General features: G+C 71.1%; 25 protein-coding genes and 1 pseudogene. 9 read left to right on the top strand and 17 right to left on the bottom strand.

Going from position 1 to position 26,929, the window contains the following annotated elements; translation table 11 throughout:
* Positions 1–15: 15 nt before the first annotated feature.
* The gene (locus tag OF850_RS18590; protein WP_301591848.1) at positions 16–1,653 is read left to right on the top strand and encodes a lytic transglycosylase domain-containing protein; all 1,638 of its coding nucleotides are present in this window, start codon (positions 16–18) and stop codon (positions 1,651–1,653) included.
* Positions 1,654–1,658: 5 nt separating this feature from the next.
* Entirely contained in the window at positions 1,659–2,195 is a 537-nt protein-coding gene (gene moaB / locus OF850_RS18585; protein ID WP_301591847.1) for a molybdenum cofactor biosynthesis protein B, read from the top strand.
* 13 nt (positions 2,196–2,208) lie between these two features.
* Here moaB and OF850_RS18580 read toward each other — a convergent pair whose 3' ends face one another.
* From OF850_RS18580 to OF850_RS18560, 5 genes are all read right to left on the bottom strand, one after another.
* On the bottom strand, positions 2,209–3,174 hold the full coding sequence (locus tag OF850_RS18580) for an MBL fold metallo-hydrolase (protein WP_301591846.1): 966 nt from the start codon (positions 3,172–3,174) through the stop codon (positions 2,209–2,211).
* The gene (locus OF850_RS18575; RefSeq protein WP_301591845.1) at positions 3,171–4,148 is read right to left on the bottom strand and encodes an MBL fold metallo-hydrolase; all 978 of its coding nucleotides are present in this window, start codon (positions 4,146–4,148) and stop codon (positions 3,171–3,173) included. The genes OF850_RS18580 and OF850_RS18575 overlap by 4 nt, the downstream gene beginning before the upstream one ends.
* A gap of 45 nt (positions 4,149–4,193) precedes the next feature.
* Positions 4,194–5,426 (bottom strand): class I SAM-dependent RNA methyltransferase, encoded by a 1,233-nt coding sequence (locus OF850_RS18570; RefSeq protein ID WP_301591844.1) that lies wholly within the window; start codon positions 5,424–5,426, stop codon positions 4,194–4,196.
* Positions 5,419–6,618: an acyl-CoA dehydrogenase gene (locus OF850_RS18565; protein WP_301591843.1), complete on the bottom strand. Its 1,200-nt coding sequence runs from the start codon at positions 6,616–6,618 to the stop codon at positions 5,419–5,421. The genes OF850_RS18570 and OF850_RS18565 overlap by 8 nt, the downstream gene beginning before the upstream one ends.
* Before the next feature lie 87 nt (positions 6,619–6,705).
* Positions 6,706–8,625, bottom strand: coding sequence for a DEAD/DEAH box helicase (locus OF850_RS18560; RefSeq protein WP_456314453.1), 1,920 nt, complete (start codon positions 8,623–8,625; stop codon positions 6,706–6,708).
* A gap of 190 nt (positions 8,626–8,815) precedes the next feature.
* Here OF850_RS18560 and OF850_RS18555 point away from each other — a divergent pair, with 190 nt between their 5' ends.
* Positions 8,816–9,517 carry an alpha/beta fold hydrolase gene (locus OF850_RS18555; protein WP_301591842.1) on the top strand — a complete coding sequence of 234 codons (702 nt, stop codon included), beginning with the start codon at positions 8,816–8,818 and terminating at the stop codon, positions 9,515–9,517.
* Positions 9,518–9,535: 18 nt separating this feature from the next.
* On the opposite strand, the gene OF850_RS18550 is transcribed toward OF850_RS18555, so the two are convergent.
* A complete protein-coding gene (locus tag OF850_RS18550; RefSeq protein WP_301591841.1) occupies positions 9,536–10,405 on the bottom strand; it encodes an N-formylglutamate amidohydrolase in 870 nt (289 codons plus the stop codon).
* Between the two features lie 32 nt (positions 10,406–10,437).
* The gene (locus tag OF850_RS18545; RefSeq protein WP_301591840.1) at positions 10,438–11,619 is read right to left on the bottom strand and encodes a M20 family metallopeptidase; all 1,182 of its coding nucleotides are present in this window, start codon (positions 11,617–11,619) and stop codon (positions 10,438–10,440) included.
* Between the two features lie 244 nt (positions 11,620–11,863).
* Between OF850_RS18545 and OF850_RS18540 the strand changes: the two genes are divergently transcribed.
* Positions 11,864–12,559: a DUF882 domain-containing protein gene (locus OF850_RS18540; RefSeq protein ID WP_301591839.1), complete on the top strand. Its 696-nt coding sequence runs from the start codon at positions 11,864–11,866 to the stop codon at positions 12,557–12,559.
* A gap of 7 nt (positions 12,560–12,566) precedes the next feature.
* Here the strand turns inward: OF850_RS18540 and OF850_RS18535 are convergent, their stop codons facing one another.
* The 6 genes from OF850_RS18535 to OF850_RS18510 form a co-directional block, all read right to left on the bottom strand.
* Positions 12,567–13,541 carry a Bug family tripartite tricarboxylate transporter substrate binding protein gene (locus OF850_RS18535; protein WP_301591838.1) on the bottom strand — a complete coding sequence of 325 codons (975 nt, stop codon included), beginning with the start codon at positions 13,539–13,541 and terminating at the stop codon, positions 12,567–12,569.
* A gap of 195 nt (positions 13,542–13,736) precedes the next feature.
* On the bottom strand, positions 13,737–13,889 hold the full coding sequence (locus OF850_RS18530) for a hypothetical protein (protein ID WP_301591837.1): 153 nt from the start codon (positions 13,887–13,889) through the stop codon (positions 13,737–13,739).
* 29 nt (positions 13,890–13,918) lie between these two features.
* Positions 13,919–14,761 (bottom strand): fumarylacetoacetate hydrolase family protein, encoded by an 843-nt coding sequence (locus OF850_RS18525; RefSeq protein ID WP_301591836.1) that lies wholly within the window; start codon positions 14,759–14,761, stop codon positions 13,919–13,921.
* A 50-nt stretch (positions 14,762–14,811) separates the two neighbouring features.
* Complete coding sequence (locus OF850_RS18520) at positions 14,812–16,206, bottom strand: amidase (protein WP_301591835.1); 1,395 nt, start codon at positions 16,204–16,206, stop codon at positions 14,812–14,814.
* Complete coding sequence (locus tag OF850_RS18515; RefSeq protein WP_301591834.1) at positions 16,203–17,423, bottom strand: CaiB/BaiF CoA transferase family protein; 1,221 nt, start codon at positions 17,421–17,423, stop codon at positions 16,203–16,205. The genes OF850_RS18520 and OF850_RS18515 overlap by 4 nt, the downstream gene beginning before the upstream one ends.
* Positions 17,423–18,379: a tripartite tricarboxylate transporter substrate-binding protein gene (locus OF850_RS18510; RefSeq protein WP_301591833.1), complete on the bottom strand. Its 957-nt coding sequence runs from the start codon at positions 18,377–18,379 to the stop codon at positions 17,423–17,425. The genes OF850_RS18515 and OF850_RS18510 overlap by 1 nt, the downstream gene beginning before the upstream one ends.
* Before the next feature lie 103 nt (positions 18,380–18,482).
* Between OF850_RS18510 and OF850_RS18505 the strand changes: the two genes are divergently transcribed.
* Positions 18,483–19,829: a DUF3300 domain-containing protein gene (locus OF850_RS18505; RefSeq protein ID WP_301591832.1), complete on the top strand. Its 1,347-nt coding sequence runs from the start codon at positions 18,483–18,485 to the stop codon at positions 19,827–19,829.
* 15 nt (positions 19,830–19,844) lie between these two features.
* Here the strand turns inward: OF850_RS18505 and OF850_RS18500 are convergent, their stop codons facing one another.
* Positions 19,845–21,992, bottom strand: a complete 2,148-nt coding sequence (locus OF850_RS18500; protein WP_301591831.1) for a malate synthase G — start codon at positions 21,990–21,992, stop codon at positions 19,845–19,847.
* Between the two features lie 135 nt (positions 21,993–22,127).
* Here OF850_RS18500 and OF850_RS18495 point away from each other — a divergent pair, with 135 nt between their 5' ends.
* The 3 genes from OF850_RS18495 to OF850_RS18485 all read left to right on the top strand — a co-directional run bounded on the left by OF850_RS18495 (position 22,128) and on the right by OF850_RS18485 (position 25,043).
* On the top strand, positions 22,128–23,684 hold the full coding sequence (locus OF850_RS18495; RefSeq protein ID WP_301591830.1) for a gamma-glutamyltransferase: 1,557 nt from the start codon (positions 22,128–22,130) through the stop codon (positions 23,682–23,684).
* Entirely contained in the window at positions 23,681–24,310 is a 630-nt protein-coding gene (locus OF850_RS18490) for a GOLPH3/VPS74 family protein (protein ID WP_301591829.1), read from the top strand. The genes OF850_RS18495 and OF850_RS18490 overlap by 4 nt, the downstream gene beginning before the upstream one ends.
* Positions 24,311–24,386: 76 nt before the next feature.
* The gene (locus OF850_RS18485; protein WP_301591828.1) at positions 24,387–25,043 is read left to right on the top strand and encodes a GOLPH3/VPS74 family protein; all 657 of its coding nucleotides are present in this window, start codon (positions 24,387–24,389) and stop codon (positions 25,041–25,043) included.
* Positions 25,044–25,065: 22 nt separating this feature from the next.
* Here OF850_RS18485 and OF850_RS18480 read toward each other — a convergent pair whose 3' ends face one another.
* The gene (locus OF850_RS18480) at positions 25,066–25,452 is read right to left on the bottom strand and encodes a c-type cytochrome (protein ID WP_301591827.1); all 387 of its coding nucleotides are present in this window, start codon (positions 25,450–25,452) and stop codon (positions 25,066–25,068) included.
* A 188-nt stretch (positions 25,453–25,640) separates the two neighbouring features.
* Between OF850_RS18480 and OF850_RS18475 the strand changes: the two genes are divergently transcribed.
* Complete coding sequence (locus OF850_RS18475; protein WP_301591826.1) at positions 25,641–26,435, top strand: class II aldolase/adducin family protein; 795 nt, start codon at positions 25,641–25,643, stop codon at positions 26,433–26,435.
* Here OF850_RS18475 and OF850_RS18470 read toward each other — a convergent pair whose 3' ends face one another.
* Both OF850_RS18470 and OF850_RS18465 read right to left on the bottom strand, forming a co-directional pair.
* Entirely contained in the window at positions 26,436–26,783 is a 348-nt protein-coding gene (locus OF850_RS18470; RefSeq protein WP_301591825.1) for an efflux RND transporter periplasmic adaptor subunit, read from the bottom strand.
* A 24-nt stretch (positions 26,784–26,807) separates the two neighbouring features.
* Positions 26,808–26,929: pseudogene (locus tag OF850_RS18465) on the bottom strand (IS481 family transposase); the annotation flags it as partial.

The following is a 26,929-nucleotide window of genomic DNA, read 5'->3' as shown; positions in this document are numbered from 1 at the left end:
GGGCTTCCCCAGCCCATGACCGCCCTTGACGCGGCCCGGATGCGCCGGGCCTTCGAGGCGCAGGGTCGAGGCGATTTCGCCGCCGCGTCCCGCGAGGCGGAGCGGCTGGAAGACCGGCGCCTGATGGGCCACCTCCTCGCCGACCGCCTACTGCGCGGGCAGGGCGGTGCCGCCGAGCTTCAGGCTTGGCTGTCGGATTTCTCCGACCTTCCCGACGCGCCTGCCATTCACGACACGCTGCTGGCCAAGCTTCCGCGCGGCGCGTCGGCCCCGCCGCCCCCGCAGCAGCCGGAACTGCCCGGCCTCGCGGAGATGCCGGAGGAGCGGAGCAATGGGCCGGAAAGCTTCACCCGAAACCCGGCGCTGGACCGCACCGTCGCGGCGCGCGCCGCCGAGGGCAAGGTCGATGCGATCCTTTCGCACCTCGCCCGGACCCGCGGTCTCACTCCGGCCTATGCGGCGCAGCTCAAGGCCGAGGCGGCGCAGGTCCTGTTCCGCCAGGGCAAGGATGAGCAGGCGCTGCGCCTCGCCCAGGACGCGCTGCGGAATATCCCGGGCCATGCGCTCGCGGCCTTCCAGGTGGGGCTGAGCGCCTGGGCGCTGGAGCGCTGGGACCTCGCCTACTCCTCCTTCGAGCGGGCCGCGCGGGCCGACTCGGCCGCGGCGGCGCTTCGGGCATCGGCCGCGTATTGGACCGCGCGCTCCGCGGTGCGGGCGCGGCGGCCGACGCAATACGTGCCCTGGATGCTCCAGGCGGCGCAGGAGCCGCGCACCTTCTACGGCATGATCGCGCGCCGCACGCTCGGCCTGCCGCCCGGCCTGGTCTGGGAGCGGGACGTGGCGGGCGAAACCCACGCCGCCGCCATTGCGGAGACGGATGGAGGATGGCGCGCCCTGGCCTTGCTGCAGGTGGGCCAGACCGAGCGCGCGGAGGCGGAACTGCGCCTCCTGCACCGGCGGGCGCGCAACAACCGGCTGGTGGTGCAGGGCATCCTTTCCGTGGCGCATCAGGCGGGCATGGCGAGCGTCGCGACCGCCGTCGCCAATGCAGCGCAGGGCGAGGATGCACGTGGCCGCGACACCTCCCGCTTCCCGCTGCCGACCTTGCTGCCGGCCAACGGGTTCCGCATGGACCCATCGCTGATCTACGCCATCGCCCTGCAGGAAAGCCGCTTCGACCCGAGCGCGGTCAGCCCGGCCGGCGCGCGGGGCCTGCTGCAGATCATGCCGGCCACCGCCTCCTATGTCGCGAACGACCCCACGCTGCGTGGGGAGCGGGTGAACCGGCTGCACGAGCCTGGGTTCTCGCTGGAGATCGGCCAGCGCTACATCCACTACCTTGCCCGGCACGAGGCGACGGGCGGCGACCTGATCCGGATCCTCGCCGCCTACAACGCGGGACCCGGCAACCTCCAGCGCTGGCTGCCGGCGCAGCGTCACCGGGACGACCCGCTGCTGTTCATCGAGAGCATCCCGATCACGGAAACGCGGAACTACGTCCAGCGAGTCCTTACCTTCTCCTGGATCTACGCGAACCGGCTGGGTTTGCCCTCGCCGAGCCTCGATGCCATCGCGGGCGGGCAGTTTCCGGAATTCCAGGGGACGGAAGCGGTCACGGCGATGTTGCGGGCGAGGCCCCAGAGGGGCAATTAGGCCGTATGCCCATCGACGAGTCCCGCCGCTTCATCCCGGTTAACATCGCCGTGCTGACGGTGAGCGACACGCGCGACCTGTCCACCGACCGGTCTGGCGACACGCTGGCCGCCCGCATCCAGGAGGCGGGCCACGTGATGGCCGCCCGCGACATCGTGCGCGACGAGGCCGACCTGATCCAGGCGAGGCTGCGTGGCTGGATCGCCGACCCGGAGGTGGATTGCGTCATCTCCACCGGCGGCACCGGCATCACCGGCCGCGACGTGACGCCCGAGGCCTTTGCCCGCGTCCTCGAGAAGGAGATCGAGGGCTTCGGGGAACTGTTCCGCATGATCAGCTTCGCGAAGATCGGGACTTCCACCATGCAGTCGCGCGCCATCGGCGGCGTAGCAGGCGGAACCTACCTCTTCGCGCTGCCGGGCAGCACGGGGGCCTGCAAGGATGGATGGGACGACATCCTACGCTGGCAGCTGGATGCGAGGCACCGCCCCTGCAACCTCGTCGAGCTGATGCCGAGGCTGCAGGAGCATCTGAAGGGCTGAGCGCCCCTCCAGACTAGATCGCGCCCGACCAGTCCGCCGGCACGAAGCGGAACCCGTCGCCCTGCCGGGCGATATACCCCGTGCCGGGGAAGTTGAAGTGATAGGCGCAAAGCCGCGCCCGCTCATCCGCGATGCGGCTGAACAGGCGGACCCGGCTTTCCGCGGCCATGGCGCCGTCGAAGTCGAAGACGGAATGCCAGTTCGGGTGCCGCAGGAAAAGCTCGGGACGCCCGGCCGTGTCCGCGGTCACGAACATCTGCTCGTTGCCGCTGGTGACGTGGAAGGCCGTATGGCCCGGCGTGTGCCCATGGGTCGCGATCGCGTGGATGCCCGGCGCCACCTCGGCCCCGTCATCGAAGGTGCGCATCCGATCGCGCAGCGGTGCGAAGCGGCGTGCCGTGTTGGCGAAATTGCCGCGCTGGAACTCGGGCGAGCGGTTGCGGTTCGCCTCGTCACTCCACCACGCCCACTCCGTCGCGGGGACGGCGATCTCGGCATTGGGGAAGAAGGGGCGGTTCTCGGCGGTCGTCAGGCCGGTGATGTGGTCGCCGTGAAAATGCGAGACGACGACCAGCGTCACCTCTTCTGGCCGGATGCCGGCGGCTTCCATGCTGCGCGGCAGCTGCCCGGTGCCCGCCGCCATCTGCCCCGCGCCAGTGCCGGCATCAAAGAACACGACGCCGTGCGGCGTCCGCAGCGTCGTGATGACATAGGGATTCACGAGACCCTGCGCGGGGAGCGCCGCCTCGTCCAGCGTGGCCTGGACCTGCTCGGCGGGCGCGTTGGTCACCAGACCCTGCAGCGCGTTGGGGCGCCGCACGAAGCCGTCATGCAGCGTCGTGACGGTCCATTCCCCCAGCCGGAAGCGGTGGAAGCCGGGCGAGGTCGGAGCCGGCTGCGCGGCGGGCGCGGAGCCCTGCGCGACAGCGCGATGCGCCAGCAACAGGGCGGGCGCGGCGAGAAGGAGGCGCCGGCTCACAGCGCGGTCGTCCAGTCGGCCGCGACGAAGCGGAAGCCCTGGCCCTGGCGCGCCACGTGGCCATTGGCCGGGAAGGGAAAGTGGTAGCCGGTGACGCGGATGCGGTCGGTCGCCACGCGGTCCAGCATGCGGCGCCGGGACTGGGCCGCCGCCTCCGGGTCGAAGTCGAACACGATCTGCCAGTCGGGGCGCGGCATCATGATCTCGGGCCGGTTGGTGATGTCGGCCAGGAAGATCATCTGCGCGTCGCCGTCGCTGACATGGTAGCAGGTGTGGCCCGGCGTATGGCCGTGCGCGGCGATGGCGCGGATGCCCGGCAGCACCTCCGCCCTGTCCTGCACCTGCCGGATGCGGTCGCGATACGGGGCGAAGCGTCGCGCCGTGTTCTCGAACGTGCCGCGCTGGCCCTCGGGGGAGCGACTGCGGTTGCCCTCGTCGGTCCACCACGCCCATTCGGCGGCGGGCACGAAGATCTCGGCCTGCGGGAAGGCGGGCTCATTCTGCGCCGTGGTCAGGCCGGTGATGTGGTCACCATGGAAGTGCGAGACGACGACAGCCCGCACCTGCGCAGGGTCCAGCCCGGCGGCGCGGAGATTCGCGCCCATCTGACCGGCGGTCGGCGCCATCTGCCCGCCCGTCCCGGCGTCGAACACGACCAGGCCGCGCGGCGTCTCCACGAAGGTGAGGGTGAAGGGGACGGTGAGGGTGTCGGTCGGCATGAAGCTGTCCCGCAGCACCTCCTGCACCTCGGCGACCGGGGCGTTGCGGACGAAGCCCTCCACCGGGCGACGGAAGAACCCGTCATGCACGGTGGTGACGGTGAGGTTGCCGACCTTGAAGCGGTAGAAGCCCGGCGCCTGGGCCTGGGCAGGAGGCGCTGCGGCGGCCGGTGCGTTCTGCGCGGCCGCGGGAAGCGCCATGGCCGTGGCGATGGCCGCGCTGCCTGCGAAAAGGCCACGACGATGGGTGCTCATTGGACGGATCCCTCCCAAGCTGGGTTCGGTCCAGCAAATAGGAAGTCACCGAGTAAAGGCAACGACGGATTCGAGGTGCGGCGACCACAGGAACTGATCCACCGGCACCGCCGACTCCACTTCGAACCCCGCCGCCCGCAGCGCCGCGCCGTCACGCGACAGCGCGGCCGGGTTGCAGGACACGTAGATGACACGCCGCACGGCCGAGCGTGCGATCTGCGCCACCTGATCCACCGCGCCGTTGAAGGGCGGGTCCAGCACCACGGCGGCATAGGGCTTGAGTTCCAGCGGCAGCAGGGGCTGGCGGACTAGGTCGCGCCGCTGCGCCCGGACCCGCCCGCCGCCCGCGGCGCGCTTCAGCGCCTCGACAGCCGGGGTGTCGCTCTCAAAGGCATCCACGACGCCGCGCGACCCGAGGGGGAAGGACAGGGTACCGATGCCGGCATAAAGATCCGCGAGGCGAGCGCGCGGCGGCATCTTGGAGGGCAGGGCGGCAAGAACGGCGGCGATGATGGTCGCCTCGCCCTCCGGCGTCGCCTGCAGGAAGGCGCCGGACGGCGGGGCGACGGACACACCGGCCAGGGTGACGGCGACGGCGCCGCGCTGCGCCGCCACCTCGTTCCGCCAAGCGATGCGGGGGATGCCCTGCTCCGCCGCGAAGGCGGCCAAGCGGCGCCGGTCCCCCTCGGTGAGCGGGCCGTCCGTGTCGAGCCGGAGGTCGGCGCCGGTGTCGAGCCAGTTCACCACCGCGGTGCCGAGACGCCGCAGCCCCTCCAGCCCGCGGAGCGCCGCGGCCAGCGGCCCGAGCAGCGCGACCAGTTCCGGCCGCAGGATGTGGCATTCTTGCATGGGCACCAGCGCAGTGCCGTGGCGCTCATGGAAGCCGATGGCGACCGAGCCATCCGCCTGGCGCTCCAACCCCCAATCGACGCGGCGGCGGGAATTGCGCGGCGTGACGAAGGCGGGCGCGACCGGCGCGTCGGGAAAGCCGGCCCGCGACAGCGCCTCGACGAGGCGCGAGCGCTTCCATTCGGCATAGGCGTCGAGCGACCAGTGCTGGAGGGCGCAGCCGCCGCAGGGGCCGAAATGCACGCAGGGCGGCGCGACGCGCTCGGGCGAGGGGGCAAGCACCTCCTCCAGCCGCGCGCGTCCCTTGGCGCCCGGCGTGGCGCGCACCCTTTCGCCGGGAAGTGTCCACGGAATGAAGAGAGGGCCGGGGGCGATCCCGTCGCCCCCGGCCCCCATTGCCTCGATCTTGGTTTCGACCGCTTCAGCCAAAGGCGTTCAGGCCAGTGATCGCGCGGCCGAGGATCAGCGCATGCACGTCATGCGTGCCCTCGTAGGTGTTCACCGTCTCGAGGTTCATGACGTGGCGGATGACGTGGTACTCGTCCACGATGCCGTTGCCGCCATGCATGTCGCGGCTGACCCGCGCGATGTCGAGCGCCTTGCCGCAATTGTTGCGCTTGATGAGGGAAATCATCTCCGGCGCGGCCTTGCCCTCGTCGAACAGGCGGCCGACGCGCAGCGCGGCCTGCAGGCCGAGCGTGATCTCCGTCTCCATGTCCGCCAGCTTCTTCTGGATAAGCTGCGTCTGGGCCAGCGGCTTGTTGAACATCTTGCGGTTCAGCGTGTAGTCGCGCGCCGCATGCATGCAGAACTCGGCGGCGCCCAGCACACCCCAGGCGATGCCGTAGCGGGCACGGTTGAGGCAGGAGAAGGGGCCGGCGAAGGAGCGCACGCCCGGCAGGCGGTTCTCCTCCGGCACGAAGACCTCATCCATCATGATCATGCCGGTGACGGAGGGGCGGAGGCTGAACTTGCCCTCGATCTTGGGCGTGGTGAGGCCCTTCATGCCGCGCTCGAGCAGGAAGCCGTTCAGCTCGCCCTCGTCGTTCTTGGCCCAGACCAGGCACACATCGGCGATGGGGGAGTTGGTGATCCAGGTCTTGGAGCCGGAAACCAGGTAGCCGCCATCCACCTTCTTCGCCCGCGTCCGCATGGAGGAGGGGTCGGAGCCGGCATCCGGCTCGGTCAGGCCGAAGCAGCCCACCCACTCGCCGGTCCGCAGCTTGGGCAGGAACTTCTGCTTCTGCGCCTCGGAGCCGTAGGCGTGGATCGGATACATCACGAGGCTGGACTGCACGGAGAAGGCGGAGCGGTAGCCGCTGTCGACCCGCTCGACCTCGCGCGCCATGAGGCCATAGGCGACATAGGACACGCCGGCGCAGCCATAGCCTTCCAGGGTCGCGCCCAGGAAGCCCTGCTCGCCGAAGGCGTTCATGATGGACCGGTCGAAGGTCTCGGTCCGGTTGGCCATGAGCACGCCGGGCATCAGCCGGTCCTGGCAGAAGGCCCGCGCGGCGTCGCGGATCATCCGCTCATCCTCGGTCAGCTGCTCGTCGAGCAGCAGCGCGTCCTCCCACTGGAAGGGGGCATGCCTGGTCTTGGCCGGCGTGACGACGTTCATCGGAATCATCCTCCTGGGGACGCTGTTTAGCGCGCGCGTCCCGCCCTTGTCAGTCGCCCGGGCCCTCCGGCCCGGGCGGGCCCGGAATCAGGCGGCCTCGGCCGCATCGCCCTCGGGGGCGCCCGTCTCCGCGCGCGGCTTCCGAGGGCGCGGAATGGGGATCAGCATGAAGGCAGGCACATCGTCGCCGAAGCCGCGCACCGGCGGGCCCAGATCGTCGCGGTCGCGGTCGCGGCGGCGATGGTCGTCGCGCTCCCGGTCGCGGCGCGGCTCGTCACGGCGCGCTTCGTCGCGGCGCGGCTGCTCGTCGCGGCGGGCTTCCTCGCGGCGCGGACGCTCGTCGCGCCGGCGGGCTTCCTCGCGGCGCGGACGCTCCTCCGTCATTTCCTCGGCAGCGGGAGTGGCAGGCGGGGCAGCAGCGCGGCGCGGGCGCTCGTCGCGGTCGCGCTCCCGGCCGCGGCCATGGCGGTCCCGGCCGCCCGAGCGCTCGCCGCGCCCGGCATCGGCCCGGCTGCCGCGCCCGCCGCGCTTGCGGGTCATCGCCTCGGCGATCTCCGCCTCGGTGATGGGCTCCATCCCCTCGATCTCCATCCGGGGGATGGGGGCGCCGGTCAGCTTCTCGACCGCCTGCACCAGCTTGCCGTCCTCCGGCGTCGCGAGCGTGTAGGCGTGGCCTTCGCGCCCCGCACGGCCGGTGCGGCCGATGCGGTGGACATAGTCCTCGGAGTGGAAGGGCACGTCGAAGTTGAAGACGTGGGAAAGCCCGCCGATGTCGAGGCCGCGCGCCGCGACGTCCGAGCACACTAGGAGGCGGATCTCGTTCGCCTTGAAGGCGTTCAGCGTGGCGAAGCGGGCCGACTGGTCCATGTCGCCATGCAGCGCGCCGACGGAGAAGCCGTGCTTCTTGAGCGACTTGTAGAGGATGTCCACGTCGCGCTTGCGGTTGCAGAAGATGAGGGCGTTCTGCACCTGCTCGCGCCGGATCAGGCGGCGCAGCGCCTCGCGCTTGTCCATCTCGGGCACGTAGAACAGCCCGGCGGTGATGGTGGTCGCGACCGTCGCCGGGCGGCTGACCGTGATCTCCTTCGGGTTGCGGAGAAAGGCATCGGCGATGCGGCGGATCTCCGGCGCCATGGTGGCCGAGAAGAACAGCGTCTGCCGCAGCGCCGGGATGATGGAGCCGATGCGCTCGACATCGGGGATGAACCCCATGTCCAGCATGCGGTCCGCCTCGTCGATCACCAACAACTTGCAATCGGCCATCAGGATGCGGCCGCGGTCGAACAGGTCGAGCAGGCGGCCCGGCGTGGCGATCAGCACGTCCACGCCCTTCTCCAGCGCGGCCTTCTGGTCGTCCATGCTTTCGCCGCCGATCAGCAGCGCGTGGGTCAGGCCCAAATACTTGCCGTACTTCACGAACTGCTCGGCCACCTGCAGCGCCAGCTCGCGCGTCGGCTCCAGGATCAGCGAGCGCGGCATGCGCGCCTTGGCGCGGGAACCGGCCAGGATGTCCATCATCGGCAGGGTGAAGGACGCGGTCTTGCCCGTGCCGGTCTGGGCGCAGCCCAGCACGTCGCGGCCCATCAGCACGATGGGGATGGCCTGTTCCTGGATCGGGGTCGGGTGCTTGTAGCCCGACTCCTCCACCGCGCGGAGAAGCTTCTCGGACAGGCCCAAGTCGGCGAAGACGGTGCGCGGCTCCTCGGCGACAGGCTCGGCCTCGGCAACCGCTTCGGCTTCCGCCACGGGCTCGGCCTCGGCGCGGCGCTCGTCGATGCGGGCATCGGCCTCGCCGCCGTCATCCGGCCCGGTCAGCGGGTCGGCGCCCGCGCGGTCGGCCTCCGGCAGGGAGTCGGGCGTCTCGGCAGGCTCGGCGCCGTCCACCACCGGCTCGCCCTCGCGGGCGGGCTCGGGCAGGGAGTCGGGGGTCACCGGCGTGCGGGTGGGGCCTTCGGTGAGGGTCTCCGCAGCCGGATCGGCCGGGGTATTCTCGGTGGTGTCGGTCAAGTCTGGGCTTCCTAGCGCCTTGCGAGGCCGCGTCGCCAGCCGGGGGTGAGCCCAGGGAAAAGGCGCGCGGCCGAGCGGGCGGTCAGGCCGCCCTCGTCTGCGAACACCGCGCATATGCGCCCGCGCGGCCGGAAAAGCAAGCACTCCCGGGGGATTTGCGGGGTTCTCGCAGGCCATCTATGCCCGGGGGATGGCCATTCCGCTTCTTCTCCTCCCTGGGCTGCTGTGCGACGCACGGCTGTGGCGCGACTGCCTGGGCGCCGTCGAAGGTGTCGCTGCGCCGGTCGTGGCAGACCTGACGCTGGACGAGACGATGGCGGGGATGGCGCAGCGCGCCCTCGCGCTGATGGAAGGCGCGGATCGGTTCGCCGTCGCCGGGCTGTCGATGGGCGGCTATGTCGCGTTGGAGGTGATGCGCCAGGCCGGCCCGCGCGTCGCCGCCCTCGCTTTGCTGGACACCTCGGCCCGGCCGGACTCGGAGGAGGCGAGACGCAAGCGCCTCGACCTCATCGCCCTGTCGCAGCGTGGCCAGTTCCGTGGCGTCACGCCGCGCCTCCTGCCGCAACTTCTGCATCGCTCGCGCCTCGACACTCCCCTGGCCGAGGAGGTGAAGGAGATGGCGGCGCGCGTCGGCGCCGAGGCATTTCTGCGCCAGCAGCGTGCCATCATGGGGCGGGCCGATTCCCGCCCTCTCCTTCCGAGCATTGCCGTCTCAGCGCTGGTCGGGGTGGGAGAGGCGGACGTACTGACCCCGCCCGAACTGGCGGAGGAAATGGCGGCGGCAATCCCGAACGCCGTGCTGCGCCGCTTCGCCGGCTGCGGCCACCTGCCGACCATGGAGGATCCCGAGGCGGCGGGCGCCGCCCTCAGGGAGTGGCTCGGCCGGGCCTGAGCACCGAGGGCTCCGGCGTTAGCCCAGCATGGTCCAGTCGGTCTCTGCCATTTCGCCGAGGAAGCCGGTCAGGCGTGCCTGCATGGCGGCAAAGCCCTGGCCTCGCTCGATCCGAGACTCGTCCATGTAGAGGGAGCGCGCGAGTTCGATCTGCACCACGTGGACCGCCTCGCGCGGGCGGCCATAGCGGCGGGTGATGTAGCCGCCGGCATAGGGATCGTTGCGCCGCACCCGGAACCCCAGGCGCTGTAGCGAGGTCTCGACATGGCGCACGGCGCGCGGGTTGGCGGCGGTGCCGTGCGCGTCGCCCAGCACGATCTCCGGCGCGGGGGTACCGGGCAGGGCCTGGCTCGGCATGGAGTGGCAGTCGAGCACGAGGCAGGAGCCGAAGCGGGACTGCGTTTCGCCGATCAGCGCAAGCAGGGCGGCGTGGAACGGTTCCCAGCAACCGCGCACGCGCCGCTCCGCCTCCTCGAAGGAAAGGCGGCGCCGGTAGATCGGCTCGCCCGAGGCGACGATGCGCGCGATGGTGCCGAGGCCGGCACCAACGCGCGGGCTGGCGCTATTCACCCAATGCGGCAGCGGCGTGTCGAACATGCCGGGGTCGAGTTCCCAGGGCTCCCGGTTCGCGTCGCAGAAGGCGCGCGGGAACTCCGCCGCCAGCAGCGGCAGGCCGAGCTCCGGCGCGGCAGCGAGGAGTTCCTCCACGAAGGCGTCCTCGCTCTTGCGCAGGGCAAGGGGGTCGAGGCGAGCCGCTTGGAGGAACTCAACCGGATAACGGCGCCCGGAATGCGCGGAAACGAGCACGACCGGGGCTTCCTGACGCGCCGGGCGCATCAGGGTGAAAGGAGGCGGGGCCAGTTCCGTGCCGGTGGGCGGCAGATCCATCGCCCCTCCTATACGCTCGGCTCAGCGCCGCGTCACAGCCCGGCTTCCTCCAGGCGCAGGATCGCGCGCGCCGCGGCCTGGGCGCGCGGCACCAGGGTCGAGACGTCGAGCCATTCCTCGGGGCTGTGCGCGTTGCCGCCCACCGGGCCGACGGCACAGATCGTGGGCGCGCCCATGTCGGCGGTGAAGCCGGAATCGGCGCAGCCGCCGGAGAACACGCCCTCCACCGGCGCCTCGCTGACCGAGCGGTACAGGTCGAAGAGCCGCGCCGCCGCCGCGTCCTGGGTCAGCGGACGGAACTCGCCCTTGATCGCGAGGCGTGCCTTGGTGCCCGGGACATGGGCGCGGGCGATGATCGCCTCGATCTTCGCCATCACCTCGTCCCGGTCCTCGGGGTTCACGTAGCGCAGGTCGATCTGGCCCTGGGCGTGCGGCGCCACGGTGTTGACGCTCTGCCCGCCGGCGACGAGGCCGACATTGAGCGTGATGCCGCGGCCGAGGTCGGTCAGGGCGTGGATGGCGGTGATCTTGTGTGCCAGCTCGCCGATGGCGGAGATGCCGGCCTCGAAATTGCCGCCCGAATGCGCGGCCTTGCCCTCGATGTCGAAGACCATGAACACGCCGCCCTTGCGACCCGTCACGACGCCATTCCCGGGCCGTCCCGGCTCCGAGTTGAGGACCACGCGGGCCCCGCGCGCCTCCTCCTCGATCACCGCGCGGCCTTCGGGGGAGCCAATCTCCTCGTCGCCGGTGAACAGCCCGACCAGCGGGCCGGGGGCGCCGCCGCACTTCGCGAAGGCCGCGAGCACGAACATGTTCATCACCAGCCCCGCCTTCATGTCGGCGACGCCGGGGCCGAAGGCCTTGCCGTCCTGGACGGTGAAGGGTCGGCGCTGCGGCTCGCCCTTCGGGAAGACAGTGTCGCGATGGCCCATGAGGACGATGTTCTGCGCTTGGTTGCCGCGCGCCTTGGCCGGACCCTCATGCGGCAGGATGGCGCGCAGGCAGTCGCCGTAGCGCTCGCCGCGCACCGTCTCGACCTTCAGCCCATGCTCCTCGCAGAAGGCGCGGATCTGGGCGCCGACCGCGTCCACCCCCGCCTTGTCGTAGGAGCCGCCATCCGTGTTCACCATCGCTTCCAGAACGCGCAGCATCGCGTCCTGCTGGGTGGCGAGCCATGCGGTGATCTTGGCCTCGGCCGATTCGGTGTTCATGCGTCCCGGTTTCCTTCGCCCTTGGGCCGTCGAGCCTAGGCGGATCGCGAGCCCTGCGCCATCCGGCCCGCTCGCCCAATGCGTGGAAGGATCAGGCGCGGCCGCCGAAAGTAACGCCGGGTTGCCAACCTTCCAATCCGTTGCATGATGACTTGGCTTCGCTTCGACGATACAGAGCCCTCGCATCTCGGCCCCGCGCCATGTTCGGGAGGGAGTGGAACTTTTGTTCGGACGACGTGCCATCTTGGCAGGCTTGACTGGCGCTGCCCCGCTCCTGCTCTCCAACCAAGCTGCCGCCCAGTCGCGACGCCCCACCGCTTCGCGCGAGGTGCGGCGGCTGGCCGTGCAGTTCACCCATACCGGGGCATGGTTCCGTGGCCCGTATCGCAACGAGTCGGGCCATGACCAGAAGGCGATCGAGGAATTCTCGGAGGTGATGCGCGACTGGCGCACCGGCGAGGTGAAGCAGTTCGATCCCGCCGTGCTCGACCTGCTGTGGCGCCTGGGGCGCGAGGCGCGGGTGAACCAGTTCTCCGTCCTGTCCGGCTATCGCAGCCCGCGCACCAACGCAGCGGTGGGCGGGGTGCCCGGCAGCCAGCACCTCTCGGCCCGCGCCCTCGACTTATGGCTGCCGGCGAACCGCCTTGGGACCGCGATCGAAAAGGCGGTGGCGATGCGCGGGGGGGGGGTGGGCGCCTATGGTGGCTGGATGCACCTCGACACCGGCGCGGTGCGCTTCTGGGATCATCGCCAGGGCGGCTCGGGCGGGCCCGAGCCCGAAGCCATCCTCGCCGTCCGCGCGCCGGCCGGGCGTGAGACGGTGCGCAACGGCACCACGCCCCTGGCCCGTGGCCGGCAATGGATGGTGATCGAGCCGCTGGAGCGGCAGGCGCAAGGCGGCCCGATCTTCCGGGCGCCGCGAATCCTCAACCTGCGCTGAGGCGCGGCTACTCCACCCGCCCGATGCGCTGCACCGCGCGCACGAGGCGAGCGCTGTCCTCCGCCAGGAAGCGGGCGAAATCCGGCGCATCCATGTAGCGCGGCGGGCTGCCTGCGGCCTCGAAGGCGCGCAGCGCCTCCGGATCCTGCATGGCAGCGCGAAAGGCCTCGCGCAGCCGCGCCTGAATGGGAGTGGGGGTTGCGACAGGGGCGAGCAGCCCGGCCCAGATGTAGAACTCCACGTCGCGGAAGCCGCGCTCCATGAAGGTCGGCACGTCCGGGAAGGCAGGAGCGCGCTGGGCGCCCCAGCAGGCCAGGACGCGCACCCGTCCGCCCTGCACGTGCTGGGTCAGCGTGCCCGGCGCGCTGGCGAGCGCCTGGATGTTGCCCGAGAGAAGCGCGGTGATCGCCGGGCCCGCGCCTTGGAAGGGCACGTGCAGCAGGCGGATGCCGGCGGAGGCACAGAACATCTCCATGGCGACGTGCAGCGTGCCGTAGGGACCGGAGGAGCCGTAGGGGATGTCGCCGGGCCGCGCCTTCGCCGCCTCGACGAACTCCTCCAGCGTGCGCCAGGGCGCGGAGGCCGGAACGGCGAGCATGGTCGGGTCGGCGTTCACCAGGCCGATCGGCGCGAACTGGCTCACCTCATAGGGGGCCGGACGGCCGAAGAGGCGTTCCGCCTCCGGGATCACCGCGAGGGAGGAGAGCGCCATCAGCAGCGTGTGCCCGTCGGCGGGCGCGCGGGCCACGAAGGCGCTGCCCAGCCCGCCCGCGGCGCCGGGACGGTTCTGCACCACGACGGGCTGTCGCAGGTTCCGCTCCATGGCCGCGGCGACGGGCCGTGCCGCGAGGTCCGCCTGCCCGCCGGGCGGGAAGCCCACCACCATGGTGACGGTGCGGGTGGGGAAGTCCTGCGCCAGCGCGCCGCCAGTGGGAAGCGCGGCGGCGCCGGCCAGGACGGCGCGGCGGTTCATCAGGGCCATGGTCGATCGTCCCTCCGAATGCGGCACGCGGCCGCGATCAGGCGGCGACGCGTCCAGGATGCGGCGTGGAGGGGGCAGGGGGCAGACACCGGCGCGCGTCGCTGCGTCGCGCCTCGGTCCAACCTCGTTCCCTCCAGCTTCGTGACGAGCAGGATGCCCGCCCGCATCCGGCAAGGGAAGCAGTGGCCCCCGCTGTCAGCCGCGCGGGCTGGTGCCGGTCTTGCGCGGCGCCTCGGCGGGCTTCGCCGGGGCGGCTTGGCGCTGCTGCGCCGAGGCGTCCGGGCGCGGCGGCGCGGGCAGGGTAAGCAGGCGGCGCCGGGCGGCGTGGGCGAGCGGCATGCGGAGCATTCTCTTCCTCCCTGACGGAGCTCTGCTGGTCAGGCGACCGGGTTCTCGAGGACGCCGATTCCCGGCACCTCGATGCGCACCACGTCGCCGGGCTGGAGGAAGACCGGCGGGTCGAAGCCGATGCCCACGCCCGCCGGGGTGCCGGTGGCGATCACGTCGCCCGGCTCCAGCGTGATACCGGCGCTGATGGCCTCGATCAGCGTTGGGATGTCGAAGATCAGGTCGCGCACCGGGGCATGCTGCCGCCGCTGTCCGTTCACCCAGGTGGTGAGCGTCAGCTCCGCCGGGTCGGGCACCGCATCCGCGGTGAGGATGGCCGGACCCATCGGGCAGAAGCTGTCCAGCCCCTTGCCGAGGATCCACTGGCTGTGGCGCTTCTGCAGGTGGCGCGCCGTCACGTCGTTGACGATGGTGTAGCCGAAGACATGGGACAGCGCGTCCGCCTTGCGGATGCCGCGCCCGCCCACCCCGATGACCACCGCCAGCTCGCCTTCGTAGTCGAGGCCACCGGTGGGGTCCAAGGCAGAGAGGATCGGCTCGCCATGGGCGATGACGGAGGTGTGGGGCTTGGAGAACACCACGGGGAAGGGGGGCACCACGTCCTTGGCGCCGCCGTCGAAGCCGGAGCCGGCGAATTCCTTCGCGTGCTCGTGGTAGTTCTTGCCGACGCAGAAGATGTTCTTCGGCGTGCGCGGCAGGGGCGCCAGCAGCTTCGCCTCCGTCACCACCGAGGCTTTCTCGCAGGCGGCGAGCAGGCCAGAGGTGTCGGCGATGGCGTCCATCATGGTCCGGGGGCCGAGGTCGCGAATCCCCGATGCCGTCAGCGCGCCGAGGCGCGCGCCCTTGCCGTCATCGAAGGTGACCAGCCGCATCCAGCTTCTCCATCCCGCTGGGCGGGGCGTGAAGCATGGTTGCGGTCTGGTTACAAGTCCGGGGCGGCGGGATGACGGACGGCGAGTTCCAGCGCCCGAGCCCCGCGAAAGGCGAGGTCATCGCGGTAGAGCGCCGCCGCAACCTGGACTGCGCGCGGCATCCCCTCGGAATCCAGCCCCACTGGGACGGAGATGGCCGGCTGGCGGCTCAGGTTGAACAGGAAGGTCCAGGGCGCCCAGTCGCGCCACAGCGCCATGTGCGGCTGCAGGGTGGGCTGGTCCGCGCCGAAGGCGGCGGTCGGGGTGCCGGGGCTGAGGATGAGGTCGAATCGCTGGTGGAACCGCGCCATCGCGTGCGCCGCCTCGATGCGCAGCGCGTCGGCGCCCAGGAAATCCACCGCCGACATGCGCGACTCGCGCTCCGCCACCTCCAGGATGCCGGGGTCGAGCAGGGCGTGCTTCTCGGCGGGCACGGTGGCGACCAGCCGCGCGAGGGCGACGCCCCAGACCCGCCCGAACACGGCGCGGATATCCGGCAGGTTCGGCTCCGCCTCCTCGACGATCGCGCCCATCGACTCCAGGGCGCGGGCGGCGCCGTCGAGCGCGTCCGTCCCTTCCTGATCGAGCGGCGCGTCGAAGCCCTTGCGCCGCACGAGGGCGACCCGGAGTCCGGACACGCCCGCCTCGATGCCGTCGCGCCAGTCACGCGCGTCGTCGGGCAAGCAGAAGGGGTCGCGCAGGTCGTGCCGCGCCATGGCGTTCAGCATCAGCGCCGAATCGCGCACGGTGCGCGCCATCGGCCCCGCGGCGGCGACATTGGCGAATGCGCCGAGCGGCCATTGCGGCACCCGCCCGAAGGAAGGCTTCACCCCCACCACGCCGCAATAGGCCGCGGGGATGCGGATGGAGCCGCCCGCATCCGTGCCGATATGCAGCGGCCCGAAGCTGGCCGCCGCCGCGGCTCCCGCTCCGGAGGAGGAGCCGCCCGGCGTCCGCTCCCGGTTCCAGGGATTGCGTGTGATGCCGTGCAGCGGGCAGTCGCCCGGCGTCTTCCAGCCGAACTCGGTGGTGGTGGTCTTGCCCAGGATCACCGCGCCCTCGCGCTTCAGTCCCATTACCGCCGGCGCGTCCTCCGTCGCCGGGGTGGCGTCGGTGGTGCGCGAGCCCCGCCGCGTCGGGAAGCCCGCGAGGTTCAGCAGGTCCTTCACCGTGCAGGGCACGCCATCCAGCGCGCCCATGGGGCGGCCGGCCATCCAGCGCGCCTCGCTCTCGCCGGCCTGCTGGATGGCGCGCGGGTTCAGCGCGGCGAAGGCGTTGACCCAGGGATTGAGCCGCGCCACCCGCTCGGTGACCGCCTTCAGGGCCTCGACGGGGGACAGGGCGCGGCGGGCATAGAGGGCAAGGAGGTCTTCCGCCGACATCAGGGCGGGATCGGTGGGCGTCATCCGCGCAGGATGCCCGCCCCGCGCAGTCGCGTCACCTCCGCCTCGCCCAGCAGGGGCGCCAGCACCGCCTCGTTGTGCTCGCCCAGCTTCGGTGCAGGGCGGGCCAGGATGTTGGGCGTGCGCGACAGGCGTGGCACCGCGCCGGTCATGGGCAGCAGGCCGCCCGGCATCTCGTCATCCGGGACTTCCACCAGCGCCTCGCGCCCGCGAACGTAGCCGTCCTTCTCCAGCAACTCAGTGTCCATGACAGGGCCGATGGTGACGCCCGCCTTGTCGAAGAAGTCGCAGCATTCGGCCAGGGTCATTCGGCCTACGAATTCGCCGATGATCGTGTCCAGTTCGCCCGCGTTGCGGACGCGCTGCGGGTTGGTGGCGTAGCGCGGATCGGCGACGAGGTCCGCACGGCCAATGGCGCGGAACAGCTTCTCCGTCATGCCCTGGGTGGAGGCACTGAGGCACACCCAGCCGCCATCGCCGGTCCTGTAGACGTTGCGCGGCGCGGTGTTGGTGGAGCGCGAGCCCGTCCGCGGCTTCTTGCGCCCGGTGAGGCGCCAATTCGCCATCTGCGGCTCCAGCACGGCGAAGAGCGGCTCGAACAGCGACAGGTCCACCACTTGGCCTTCGCCCGTCACCTCGGCATGGCGAAGGGCGATCATGGCGGCGGCAGCGCCGTGCAGCCCGGCATAGGCATCGCCCATGAACATGGGGGGAAGCACCGGTTCCCGGTCACCGAAGCCGTTGATGGCGGCGAAGCCCGAATACCCCTCGACCAGCGTGCCGAAGCCTGGCTTGTGGCGATACGGTCCGTCCTGCCCCCAGCCCGAGACGCGCAGGATGACGAGGCGCGGGTTGATCGCCAGCAGCACATCCGGCGCCAAGCCCATCGCTTCCAGCACGCCAGGCCGGAAGGATTCGACGAACATCGCCGCACCCTCGACGAGGCGTTTCACCACGGCGACGCCCTCGGGCGACTTCAGGTCGAGGCAGACCGAGAGCTTGTTGCGGCAGATCGTCTTCCAGGACGTCTCGATCCCCTCGACGCGCCACGCGCGCAGCGTGTCGCCCTCCGGCGGCTCGACCTTGATCACCTCGGCGCCGGCATCGGCCATTACCTTCGTGGCGGTGTTTCCAGCGACGAGGCGCGACAGGTCCACGATCCGCAGCCCATGCAGCGGGCCGCGCGAATGGGGGTCGAAATCCTTCCGTGGCAGCGCCATCAGTCGAGTCGGATATTCGCGGCCTGTGCCACCTCGCGGAAGCGGGCGATGTCGGCGGCGAGCGTGGCGGCGAACTCCTCCGGCGAGGAGGGAGCGGGGCGCGCGCCCTCCGCCTCGTAGATGCGGGCCAGTTCCGGCTCGGCCAAGGCGGCGCGCGTCGCCTCGTTCAGGGCGCGCACCACCTCGCGCGGGGTGCCGCGCGGCGCGAAGAGCCCCCACCAGATCGCGGCGTCGTAGTCGAGGCCCGTCACCTCGCGCACTGTGGGCGCTGGCGGGCTGCCCGGAGGCGCGCCGGGGGCGGTGTAGGCGAGCAGGCGCACGCGATTCTCCCGCACCGGGGCGGAGGCGCTGGCCATGGTGGTGATCAGCATCTGGATGTGTCCGGCGACAAGGTCCGTCACCGCCGGCGGCATGCCGCGATAGGGCACGTGGTTCAGCCGGATGCCAGCGCGCAGCGCGAAAAGCTCGGAGATGAAGTGGTTGATGCCGCCCGGGCCGGAAGAGCCGAAATCCACCTTGCCCGGATTGGCCTTCGCGTACTCGATCAGCGCCCCCACGTCGCGCGGGGGGAAGTTCGGGTTGGTCAGGATGAAGAAGGGCGCGCGCGCCAAGACCGAGACCGGATCGAAGGAGGTCTGCGCGTCATAGGGCGTGCGCTGCACCACCGCCGAGGCGGCGAAGGAGGAGGAGGTAATCATCAGCGTGGTCCCGTCGGCGGGCGCCTGCGCCACCTGACCCGCGCCGATGGAGCCGCCCGCGCCGGCGCGGTTCTCGATCACCACCGGTTGGCCGATCCGCGCCTGAAGCCGATCCGCCAGCGGCCGCGCGACCACGTCGTTGGAGCCGCCTGGCGGAAAGGGCACGACGATGCGGATGGGCCGGCTGAACTGGGCCGAGACGCGGCTTGGCAAAAGCGCGGGCGCGCCCAGCAGGGCGAGGGCATGGCGACGGAGCATGGCGGTAATTCCTCCCGTCCCGAGCATGGCGCGCCGCACGGGTTCCGGCAAACGGAGGCGTCCTTTCCCCGTTGGCAAGGAAGCGGAACGAGGAGACGCCGGAGTGGCCGAGGACCGAAAGGGCGTGGAAACGCGGCGTGGGACGCTGCTGCTGCTCGCGGGGGGCGGGCTGCTCGCCATCCTGCCGCCGGCGCGTGGCCAGGACGCGCGCCTGACGCGCGGCCGGTTGGAACAGCTCGTGGCGCCCATCGCCCTTTACCCCGACCGGCTGCTGGCGCAGGTGCTGATGGCTGCCACCTACCCGGTGGAGGTGGTGCAGGCGGAGCGCTGGATGTCAGACCCGCGAAACGCCGGGCTGTCCGGCGCTGAGCTGGAACGGGCCGCCGGCGCGGCTCCCTGGGACCCCGCGGTAAAGTCGCTGGTGGCCTTTCCCGACGTGCTGCGGATGATGAGCCAGAACCTGGACTGGACCCAGGCCCTGGGCGAGGCCTTCCTGGAGCGCGAAGCCGACGTGCTCAACGCGGTGCAGGTGCTGCGGCATCGCGCGCGGGAGCGCGGTCACCTGCGTGGTGACGAGCGCCTCGCCGTCTCCACCGAGCCCTTCGCGGCCCCGCCCCCCGCCGGTGCCTGGATCGTCGAGCCGCCGCCCGAGGTCATCCTGATCGAGCCGGCGCAGCCGGACCGCGTCTATGTGCCGGTCTATGACCCGCGCCTCGTTTATGGGGAGTGGCCCTATCCGGATTACCCGCCGCCCTACGCGCCGCCGCCCGCGTCCTACGGCCTGGGCGGGTCGCTAGGGACGGGCCTGGCCTTTCTGGGCGGTGCGGCCGTCCTTGGTGCGCTCTGGGGTTGGGCACGCCCCTCCTGGGGCCGTGGCGTGCTGGTCGAGCCGGCCCGATACGCGCGGATTCCGGGCGGGCGCCCGTTGCCGGCGGGCGGCTATTGGCGCCCGGACCCAGACCGCCGCGGACCGCGCAGCCCCGGCCCGGCGCGCTGGGACGGCCGCTTCCGCGGCTGGGAGCCGCCGCGCGCGGTAGGCGGCCCGCCCCGGGGACGAGGGCCGGACCGTGGCCCGGGCGGCGGACCGCCGCGCTTCGAGCGGCCGCGCGGAGGGCCGGAGCGGGACTTTCGCCCCGGGCCGGACCGCGGGCCATCACCTCGCCCATCGGCGCCGTCACGCGGCCCAGGCCCTGATCGCGGGCCTGCCGGTGGCGGAGGAGGACGAGGGCCGGGAGGCGGGCGCCCCTCCGGCAATCCCGGGGGCGGTGGCCGGGGCGGCAACCCGGGCGGCGGCGATCGCGGTCCGCGCGGCGGAGGAAATCCGGGTGGCGGCGGTAATCGCCACGGGGGCGGCAATGCCGGCCCACGCGGTGGCGGAGGAAATTCCGGTGGCGGCGGCGGAGGTGGTGGCGGACGCGGTGGGGGAGGGGGCGGTGGGCGGGGGCGCTGAGCCCCCGCCGCATCCTCAGCCTGCGGCCTTCGCCTCGCGGCGGAAGCGCGTCAGCAGGAACTCCGTGTAGCCATTCGGCTGCGTCGTCCCTTCGAAGACCAGCGCGCAGGCGGCGCGGAACGCCACGCCGTCGAAGCCCGGCGCCATGGCGTGGTAGAGCGGGTCGCCCGCATTCTGCCGGTCCACCACCGCCGCCATGCGCTGCATCGTCGCCATCACCTGGTCGGCCGAGACGATGCCGTGGCGAAGCCAGTTGGCGATGTGCTGGGCGGAGATGCGCAGCGTCGCCCGGTCCTCCATCAGCCCGACGTTGTTGATGTCCGGCACCTTGGAGCAGCCGACGCCCTGGTCCACCCAGCGCACCACGTAGCCCAGGATGCCCTGCGCGTTGTTGTCGAGCTCCGCTTGGAGGTCGGCTGGCGCCCAGTTGGTGTTGGTCGCAACCGGCACGGTCAGCAGGTCCTCCAGCGAGGCACGGCGGCCGCCCTTCGCGATCTCCTCCTGCCGCGCGGCCACGCTCACCTGGTGATAGTGCAGCGCGTGCAGCGTGGCGGCGGTGGGGGAAGGCACCCAGGCCGTGGTTGCCCCGGCCTTCGGGTGGGCCACCTTCTGCTCGATCATCGCGGCCATGGCATCGGGCATGGCCCACATGCCCTTGCCGATCTGGGCCTTGCCGCGCAGCCCGCACAGGAGGCCGATATCGACGTTCCAGTCCTCATAAGCCTTGATCCAGGCCGTGCCCTTCATGTCGTTCTTGCGGATCATCGGGCCGGCTTCCATCGAGGTGTGGATCTCGTCGCCCGTGCGGTCGAGGAAGCCGGTATTGATGAAGGCGACGCGGCTCGACGCCTCCTTGATGCAGGCCTTGAGGTTGACGGTGGTGCGCCGCTCCTCGTCCATGATGCCCATTTTCAGCGTGTTGCGCGCGAGGCCGAGCACGTCCTCGACGCGACCGAACAGCTCGTTCGCCCAGGCCACTTCTTCCGGTCCGTGCATCTTCGGCTTCACGATATAGACGCTGCCGGCGCGGGAGTTCAGGCGCTTGCCGTTCACGTCGTGCACCGCGATCAGCGAGGTGACGAGGCAGTCCAGGATCGTCTCCGGCGTCTGCGCGCCATCCAGCGTCACCGCATCCGTCATCATGTGATGGCCGACGTTGCGCACCAGCATGACCGAGCGGCCGGGCAGGGTGATCGTCCCCTTGCCATCGGACGTGGTCCAAGTCCGATCCGGGTTGAGCCGGCGCGTCATCACCTTGCCGTCCTTCTCGAGGTCGGCGGCAAGGTCGCCCCTCATCAGCCCAAGCCAGTTGCGATAGACCAGCACCTTGTCGGCGGCGTCCACCGCAGCGACGCTGTCCTCGCAATCCTGGATGGTCGAGAGGGCGCTTTCCAGCACGAGGTCGGCGACGCCCGCCGCATCCTCCTTGCCGATGGGGTGCGAGCGGTCGATCCGCAGCTCGAGGTGCAGCCCGTTGTTGCGGAACAGCAGCGACTTCGGCGAGGAAGGCTCGCCCGTGTAGCCGACGAGGACAGCCGGGTTCTTCAGCCCCACATCGCCGCCGCCCTGGAGCGAGACGAGGAGCTGGCCGTCCTTCACCTGGTACTTGATCGCCTCGGCATGGCCGGCGCCATCCAGCTTTGCGGCCTGGTCCAGCACCTGCCGTGCGAAGGTGATGACGCGCTTGCCGCGCGCGGGATTGTAGTCGCTGCCCGTCCGCTCTGCGCCATCCGACTCCGGGATGGCGTCAGTGCCGTAGAGCGCGTCGTAGAGCGAGCCCCAGCGCGCATTGGCGGCGTTCAGCGCATAGCGCGCGTTGGAGACAGGAACGACAAGCTGCGGCCCGGCGACGAGGCCGAACTCGGGGTCTGTGTTCGCCGTGGTGACCTGGAAGTCCGCGGGCTCGGGCAGGAGGTAGCCGATCTCGCGCAGGAAGGCCTCGTAGGCGCCGAGGTCGATGGGGCGGGCCGGGTTGGTCCGGTGCCATTCATCCAGCTTGGCCTGAAGGGCATCGCGCTTGGCCAGCAGGGCGGCGTTGCGCGGGGCGAGGTCGCGCAGGATCGCCTCCATCCCCTGCCAGAACCGCGCAGGCTCCACCCCCGTGCCAGGAAGCGCCTCGTTCTCGATGAAGCTCCGCAGTTCCGGGGCGACGTCCAGGCTCATCCGTATCTCTCCCTGCCGAGATGGGGGTTTTCCCGGCTTTAGGCGACATTGGGCGGGGGCGGAAGGGGCAAGGGTGGCTTGCCCGCGGGCCGCGCCGCGCCGACCATGCGCCGGACGACACAGGAGCGCCGCCGCATGATCCCGCACGTTTCGCAGCACTGGACCCTCCGCAAGCCCGCCGCGCGCGGGGAGGGGGGCATCGTCGCCTCCCAGGCGCGCGAGGCGGCCGAGGCAGGGGCGGCGATGCTGCGCATGGGCGGCACGGCGGCGGATGCGGCCGTCGCCACCGCCTTCGCCCTAGCCGCCGTCGAGCCCTGGAACAGCGGCCTGGGCGGGATCGGCTTCGCGCAGGTGATGAAGCCCGGCCATGCCGCCGAGACCTACGATTTCGGCCCCCGCGCGCCGGGCGGCCTCGATCCTTCCGCCTATCCGATGACCGGGCGGATGAAGCAGGACCTCTTCGCCTGGCCCGAGGTGCAAGGCGACGTGAACATCCACGGGCCGAAATCCGTCGTCATCCCCTCCGCCGTCGCCGGCTACGCGCTGCTGCACGAGCGCCACGGCACGCTGCCGATCCGCGAGATCCTGGCTCCCGCCGTGGCACTGGCGAAGCGCGGCCTGGCGCAGGACTGGTTCACCACGCTCAAGATCGCCAACAGCGCCGCCGTTCTGCGCCTCTACGAGGAAAGCGCGCGCATCTATCTGCCGAACGGCCTGCCGCCGGTCGCGCCCTACCAGGGGAAGCCGGGCTTTTTCCGCCTGGGCAAGCTGGCCGACACGCTGGAGCGGCTGCAATCCGCTGGGCTGCGCGACTTCTACGAGGGCGACGTGGCGCGCGAGATCGCAGCCGACATGAAGGCGATGGAAGGCTTCCTGTCCGCCGAGGATCTGTCCGGCCGCACGGCCCGAAGCGTCCCGGCGCTGGAGGTCACGTATCGCGGCCGCCGGCTGATGCTGGCACGCGGCCTCACCGCCGCCCCTACCCTTGCGCGCCTGCTGGAGCGGATGGAGTCGGCACCCTTCAGCGGCGTGCCCGACGCGGAATGGTACGCGCATCTCGCGCGCTCCCTGCGCGAATCCTACGCTGAGCGCCTTGCCGGCCTGGGCGAGGCGGAGCCGCAGGGCGCCGATAGCTGCACCACCCACCTGACCGCCGCCGACCGCAACGGGATGATGGTGGCGATGACCACGACGCTGCTTTCCTCCATGGGGTCGCGCATGGTGCTGCCGCGCACCGGCGTGCTGATGAACAACGGCGTGATGTGGTTCGACCCGCGGCCCGAGACGCCCAACGCCATCGGTCCGGGCAAGCGTCCGCTTTGCAACATGTGCCCGGTGATCGCGCTCGATGCGGAGGGCGACCCGCAAGTCGCGCTCGGCGCATCGGGCGGGCGGCGCATCATGGCGAGCGTCTACCAGATGCTGTCCTATGTCGCGGATTTCGGCATGGATCCGGAGGCGGCGGCGCATCATCCGCGGGTCGACGTCAGCGGGCCGGAAGGCGTCACGGCGGATGAGCGCCTGGGCGATGCCGTCGTCGCGGCGCTGGCTGCCGATGCGCCGGTCGAGGTGGTGGAGCACGCGGTGATGCCGGTGAACTTCGCCTGCCCGAACCTGATCCTGCAGCAGGACGGCACGCGCGTTGGCATCACCGACGTGATGTCGCCCTGGTCGGCCGCGATCTCCGAATGAGCCTGTCCCTGCCGGAGGAGGTGCTGCTCCTCACCCTCGACGAGGAAGGACGGCCCCTTGGCCGGCAGGGCATGGCGGCGGGGCTGGGCCTGGCTGGGGCGGTGCTGATGGAACTCGCCCTGGCCGGGCGCGTCGACACGGACCGGGAGGCGCTCCTCCTCGTCGCGGCCGAGCCGACAGGCGACGCGACGATGGACATCGCCCTGGCACGCCTGCCCGATTCACGCGATTCGCGCAGCGCCCTGATGCTTCTCGCCCGCGAGGAGGATGCGCTACGTGGCGCGGCCATGGCGGGGCTGGAGGCAAAGGGGCTGCTTCGGCGACAAGAAGGGCGGGTGCTGCTGCTCTTCCGTTCCCGCCGCTGGGTGCCGGCCGGCGACCGGCCCGAGGCGGGCGAGGTGCTGGCCCGGCTGCGCCGCGCGCTGGAAGGCGACCACGTGCCGGAACCACGAGAGGCGCTGCTGGTCGCCCTGGCCCGGGCCGCGGGGCTGCTGCCCGTGCTGCTGCCCGCGGACCTCCTGGCGGCGCGGCAGGACAGGCTGGACCTGCTGGGCCGCATCGAGGCGCTGGGCCGCAGCTTGGGCGCCGCCGTGGCAGCGCTTCGCGTCGCGAGGCTCGGCGGCTAGCGCACCGTGATCCTCCCACCCTGGACAGGGCAGGAAGGCTTCCGCACTCTGGCGCGACCGTTGAGGAGCAAGCGCCATGCAACTGACCATGCCGGAGGAGATCATGCTCCTCCTGCTCGACGACCGGACCGGGCGGCCGATCGGGCTGCCGGCCCCGGCGGGAGACTACGCCCTGTCCAGCGCGATCTTGATGGAGCTTTCGCTCCAGGGCCGCGTGGACACGGACCTGGAGCGGCTGATGGTCACCAGCCAGAAGCCCACGGACGACCCGGTGCTGGACGAGGCGCTGATTATGATCTCGTCGTCTCAGACGATGCGCGACAGCCGGCACTGGATTGTCGAGATCGGCCGCAAGACCGAGCACTTGCGCAGCATGGTGCTCGACCGCCTCACCGCCAAGGGCGTGCTGCGGCGGGAGGAGGGGCGCTTCCTCTGGGTGTTCCCCGAGCGCCGCTACCCCAAGCCGCCCGAGGGGCAGGCCGAGGTCAAGGAAGTGCGCGCCCGCCTGCGCGACGTGCTGCTGCATGATGAGATCCCGGAGCCGCGCGAGGCGCTGATGATCGGGCTCGCCCGCTCGGCCGGCCTCATCCCGCTGATCCTCTCTCCCGAGGAGCAGGACCGGGCGATGGCGCGGGTGGACCAAGTCGCGGACCTGGAGGAACTGGGCCGCACCCTCTCCTCCGTGACGCGCGAGGTCTATGCAATGATGCTGGCCTTCGCCGGGGCCCACTGAGGGGCCCCGCCGCGCCCGGCCGCTACTGCGCGGTCGAGGCGCGCTGGAGGTAGGCGAGCAGGTCGTTCAACTGCTGCGCGTTCCGGAGCCCCGGATAGGCCATGGAGCCACCGGGGACCACCGCCTTGGGATCGGTGAGGTAGGAACGCAGCGTCGCTTCGTCCCAGGTCAGGCCTGCAGCGGCACGCTCGCGCATCGGGTTCGAGTAGCGGAACCCTTCCACCGCTGCCGCCTTGCGGTCCCACACGCCATGCAGGTTCGGCCCGACGCCGTTGCGCCCGCCTTGGTTGATGGTGTGACAGGCACGGCACTGATTGAAGACGCGCTGCCCTGCATCCGCGTCCTGCGCCACCGCGCCACTGAAGGGTGCCGCCGCCAGGGCCGCGCCCAAGATCATCCATGCCCGCATGTCGTCTCTTCCTCCGTTGCGTTGCCGCATCTGATGCTCAATGCCGATGCGGCCGCTGGGTCACCGTGGCGGGCGATTTTCGCCGCGCAACGGGCAGCGCAAAATAAGCGTCCCATTCATGGCACGTCCAGGGTGGCCCTGGCGGGACGCGGCGCACGGGCTAGGATGGAGCGAAACGGAGGAAGCCCATGCTGGAAGAAGCGCAGCCCGTCCTGAACATTCCGAGCCTGCGGAACCAGGTGACGCCTCAGGAGTGGAAGGCGCGGGTGGATCTCGCCGCCTGCTACCGCCTCACGGCCCACTATGGGATGAGCGACATGATCGCCAACCATATTTCCTGCCGAGTGCCTGGGGAGGAGGGTGCCTTCCTGATTAATGCCTATGGGCTGATGTACGAGGAGATCACCGCCTCCTCGCTCATCAAGATCGACGTGAAGGGCAACGTCCTGCTCAAGCCGGATTTCGGCGGGCTCGAGTACGGCATCAATCGCGCGGGATATGTGATCCATGGCGCTATCCATGAGCGGCGGCACGACCTGGACTGTGTAATCCACACCCATACCTGGCCCGGCATGGCAGTGTCCTCGCTGGAATGTGGCCTTCTGCCGATGAACCAGACAGCGATGCGCTTCCTGAAGATCGCCTATCACGACTACGAGGGCGTGGTGCTCGACGTCGCCATGCAGGACAAGCTGGTGGCCGATCTGGGCGACAGCAACGCGATGATCCTGCGCAACCATGGGCTACTCACTGTCGGACACAGCATCGCCGAGGCCTTCAACGCGATGCACCGGCTCGAACTCTCCTGCAAGGCGCAGCTGGCCGCCATGGCCTGCAACGTGCCGCTGGTGCAGGTGCGACGCGAGGTGCTGGAGGAGACCTGGAACAATTACCAGCCCAAGACGCGCCGCCCCTATGGCGTCATGGAATGGCCGGCGCTGCTGCGGATGCTGGACCGGCTCGACCCCAGCTACCGCAGCTGATCACTCGCGCAGCACGATCGCGTCCCCGGGACTGATCCCTTCGTGGATCTCGACGCCCTCGGGGAGGGTGATGCCCAGAGTGACGGGGCGGCTCGCGAAGCGTGCCCCGTCGCGCATGCAGGCCACGTGCTGGCCGTTCTCCGTGCGGATCGCCTGGGGCGGCAGGACCACCGCCTCCTGCCGCTCACGCACCACGATGGACAGGCTGACGGACATGCAGACGGTGAGGCGCCGGCGGTGTTCGGGCGTCAGCCCATCCCCAAGCTGTGCCCCTTGCTGCTGGCTTGGGCGACGACCGAAGGCGACGCGGCCCCGCAGCGGCATCCCGCCGAAGGGATCGCCTGTCACCACGACGTCCTGGCCGGGTCGCACCTAGATGTTTGGTCCCGGCATTTGGTGGTGCGGATTTGCGGTGAAACGCTGCGGCTCCTCGGCCCATGCTTTGCAGATGGCTTGATAGGGCGTGAGGCCGCGTAGGGTCTTCAAGCGACGGG

This window comes from Sabulicella glaciei (assembly GCF_026183895.1).
Classification (GTDB): domain Bacteria; phylum Pseudomonadota; class Alphaproteobacteria; order Acetobacterales; family Acetobacteraceae; genus Roseococcus; species Roseococcus glaciei.
Note: the sequence above shows the minus strand (reverse complement) of the source record. Positions and strands in the feature narration are given on the sequence as shown.

Coding starts and splice junctions, on each gene's coding strand:
- OF850_RS18590 (WP_301591848.1), top strand. CDS start 16: ATGACCGCCCTTGACGCGGCCCGGATGCGCCGGGCCTTCGAGGCGCAG.
- moaB (WP_301591847.1), top strand. CDS start 1,659: ATGCCCATCGACGAGTCCCGCCGCTTCATCCCGGTTAACATCGCCGTG.
- OF850_RS18575 (WP_301591845.1), bottom strand. CDS start 4,148: ATGAGCACCCATCGTCGTGGCCTTTTCGCAGGCAGCGCGGCCATCGCC.
- OF850_RS18565 (WP_301591843.1), bottom strand. CDS start 6,618: ATGAACGTCGTCACGCCGGCCAAGACCAGGCATGCCCCCTTCCAGTGG.
- OF850_RS18555 (WP_301591842.1), top strand. CDS start 8,816: ATGGCCATTCCGCTTCTTCTCCTCCCTGGGCTGCTGTGCGACGCACGG.
- OF850_RS18550 (WP_301591841.1), bottom strand. CDS start 10,405: ATGGATCTGCCGCCCACCGGCACGGAACTGGCCCCGCCTCCTTTCACC.
- OF850_RS18545 (WP_301591840.1), bottom strand. CDS start 11,619: ATGAACACCGAATCGGCCGAGGCCAAGATCACCGCATGGCTCGCCACC.
- OF850_RS18535 (WP_301591838.1), bottom strand. CDS start 13,541: ATGGCCCTGATGAACCGCCGCGCCGTCCTGGCCGGCGCCGCCGCGCTT.
- OF850_RS18530 (WP_301591837.1), bottom strand. CDS start 13,889: ATGCTCCGCATGCCGCTCGCCCACGCCGCCCGGCGCCGCCTGCTTACC.
- OF850_RS18525 (WP_301591836.1), bottom strand. CDS start 14,761: ATGCGGCTGGTCACCTTCGATGACGGCAAGGGCGCGCGCCTCGGCGCG.
- OF850_RS18520 (WP_301591835.1), bottom strand. CDS start 16,206: ATGACGCCCACCGATCCCGCCCTGATGTCGGCGGAAGACCTCCTTGCC.
- OF850_RS18515 (WP_301591834.1), bottom strand. CDS start 17,423: ATGGCGCTGCCACGGAAGGATTTCGACCCCCATTCGCGCGGCCCGCTG.
- OF850_RS18510 (WP_301591833.1), bottom strand. CDS start 18,379: ATGCTCCGTCGCCATGCCCTCGCCCTGCTGGGCGCGCCCGCGCTTTTG.
- OF850_RS18500 (WP_301591831.1), bottom strand. CDS start 21,992: ATGAGCCTGGACGTCGCCCCGGAACTGCGGAGCTTCATCGAGAACGAG.
- OF850_RS18495 (WP_301591830.1), top strand. CDS start 22,128: ATGATCCCGCACGTTTCGCAGCACTGGACCCTCCGCAAGCCCGCCGCG.
- OF850_RS18490 (WP_301591829.1), top strand. CDS start 23,681: ATGAGCCTGTCCCTGCCGGAGGAGGTGCTGCTCCTCACCCTCGACGAG.
- OF850_RS18485 (WP_301591828.1), top strand. CDS start 24,387: ATGCAACTGACCATGCCGGAGGAGATCATGCTCCTCCTGCTCGACGAC.
- OF850_RS18480 (WP_301591827.1), bottom strand. CDS start 25,452: ATGCGGGCATGGATGATCTTGGGCGCGGCCCTGGCGGCGGCACCCTTC.
- OF850_RS18475 (WP_301591826.1), top strand. CDS start 25,641: ATGCTGGAAGAAGCGCAGCCCGTCCTGAACATTCCGAGCCTGCGGAAC.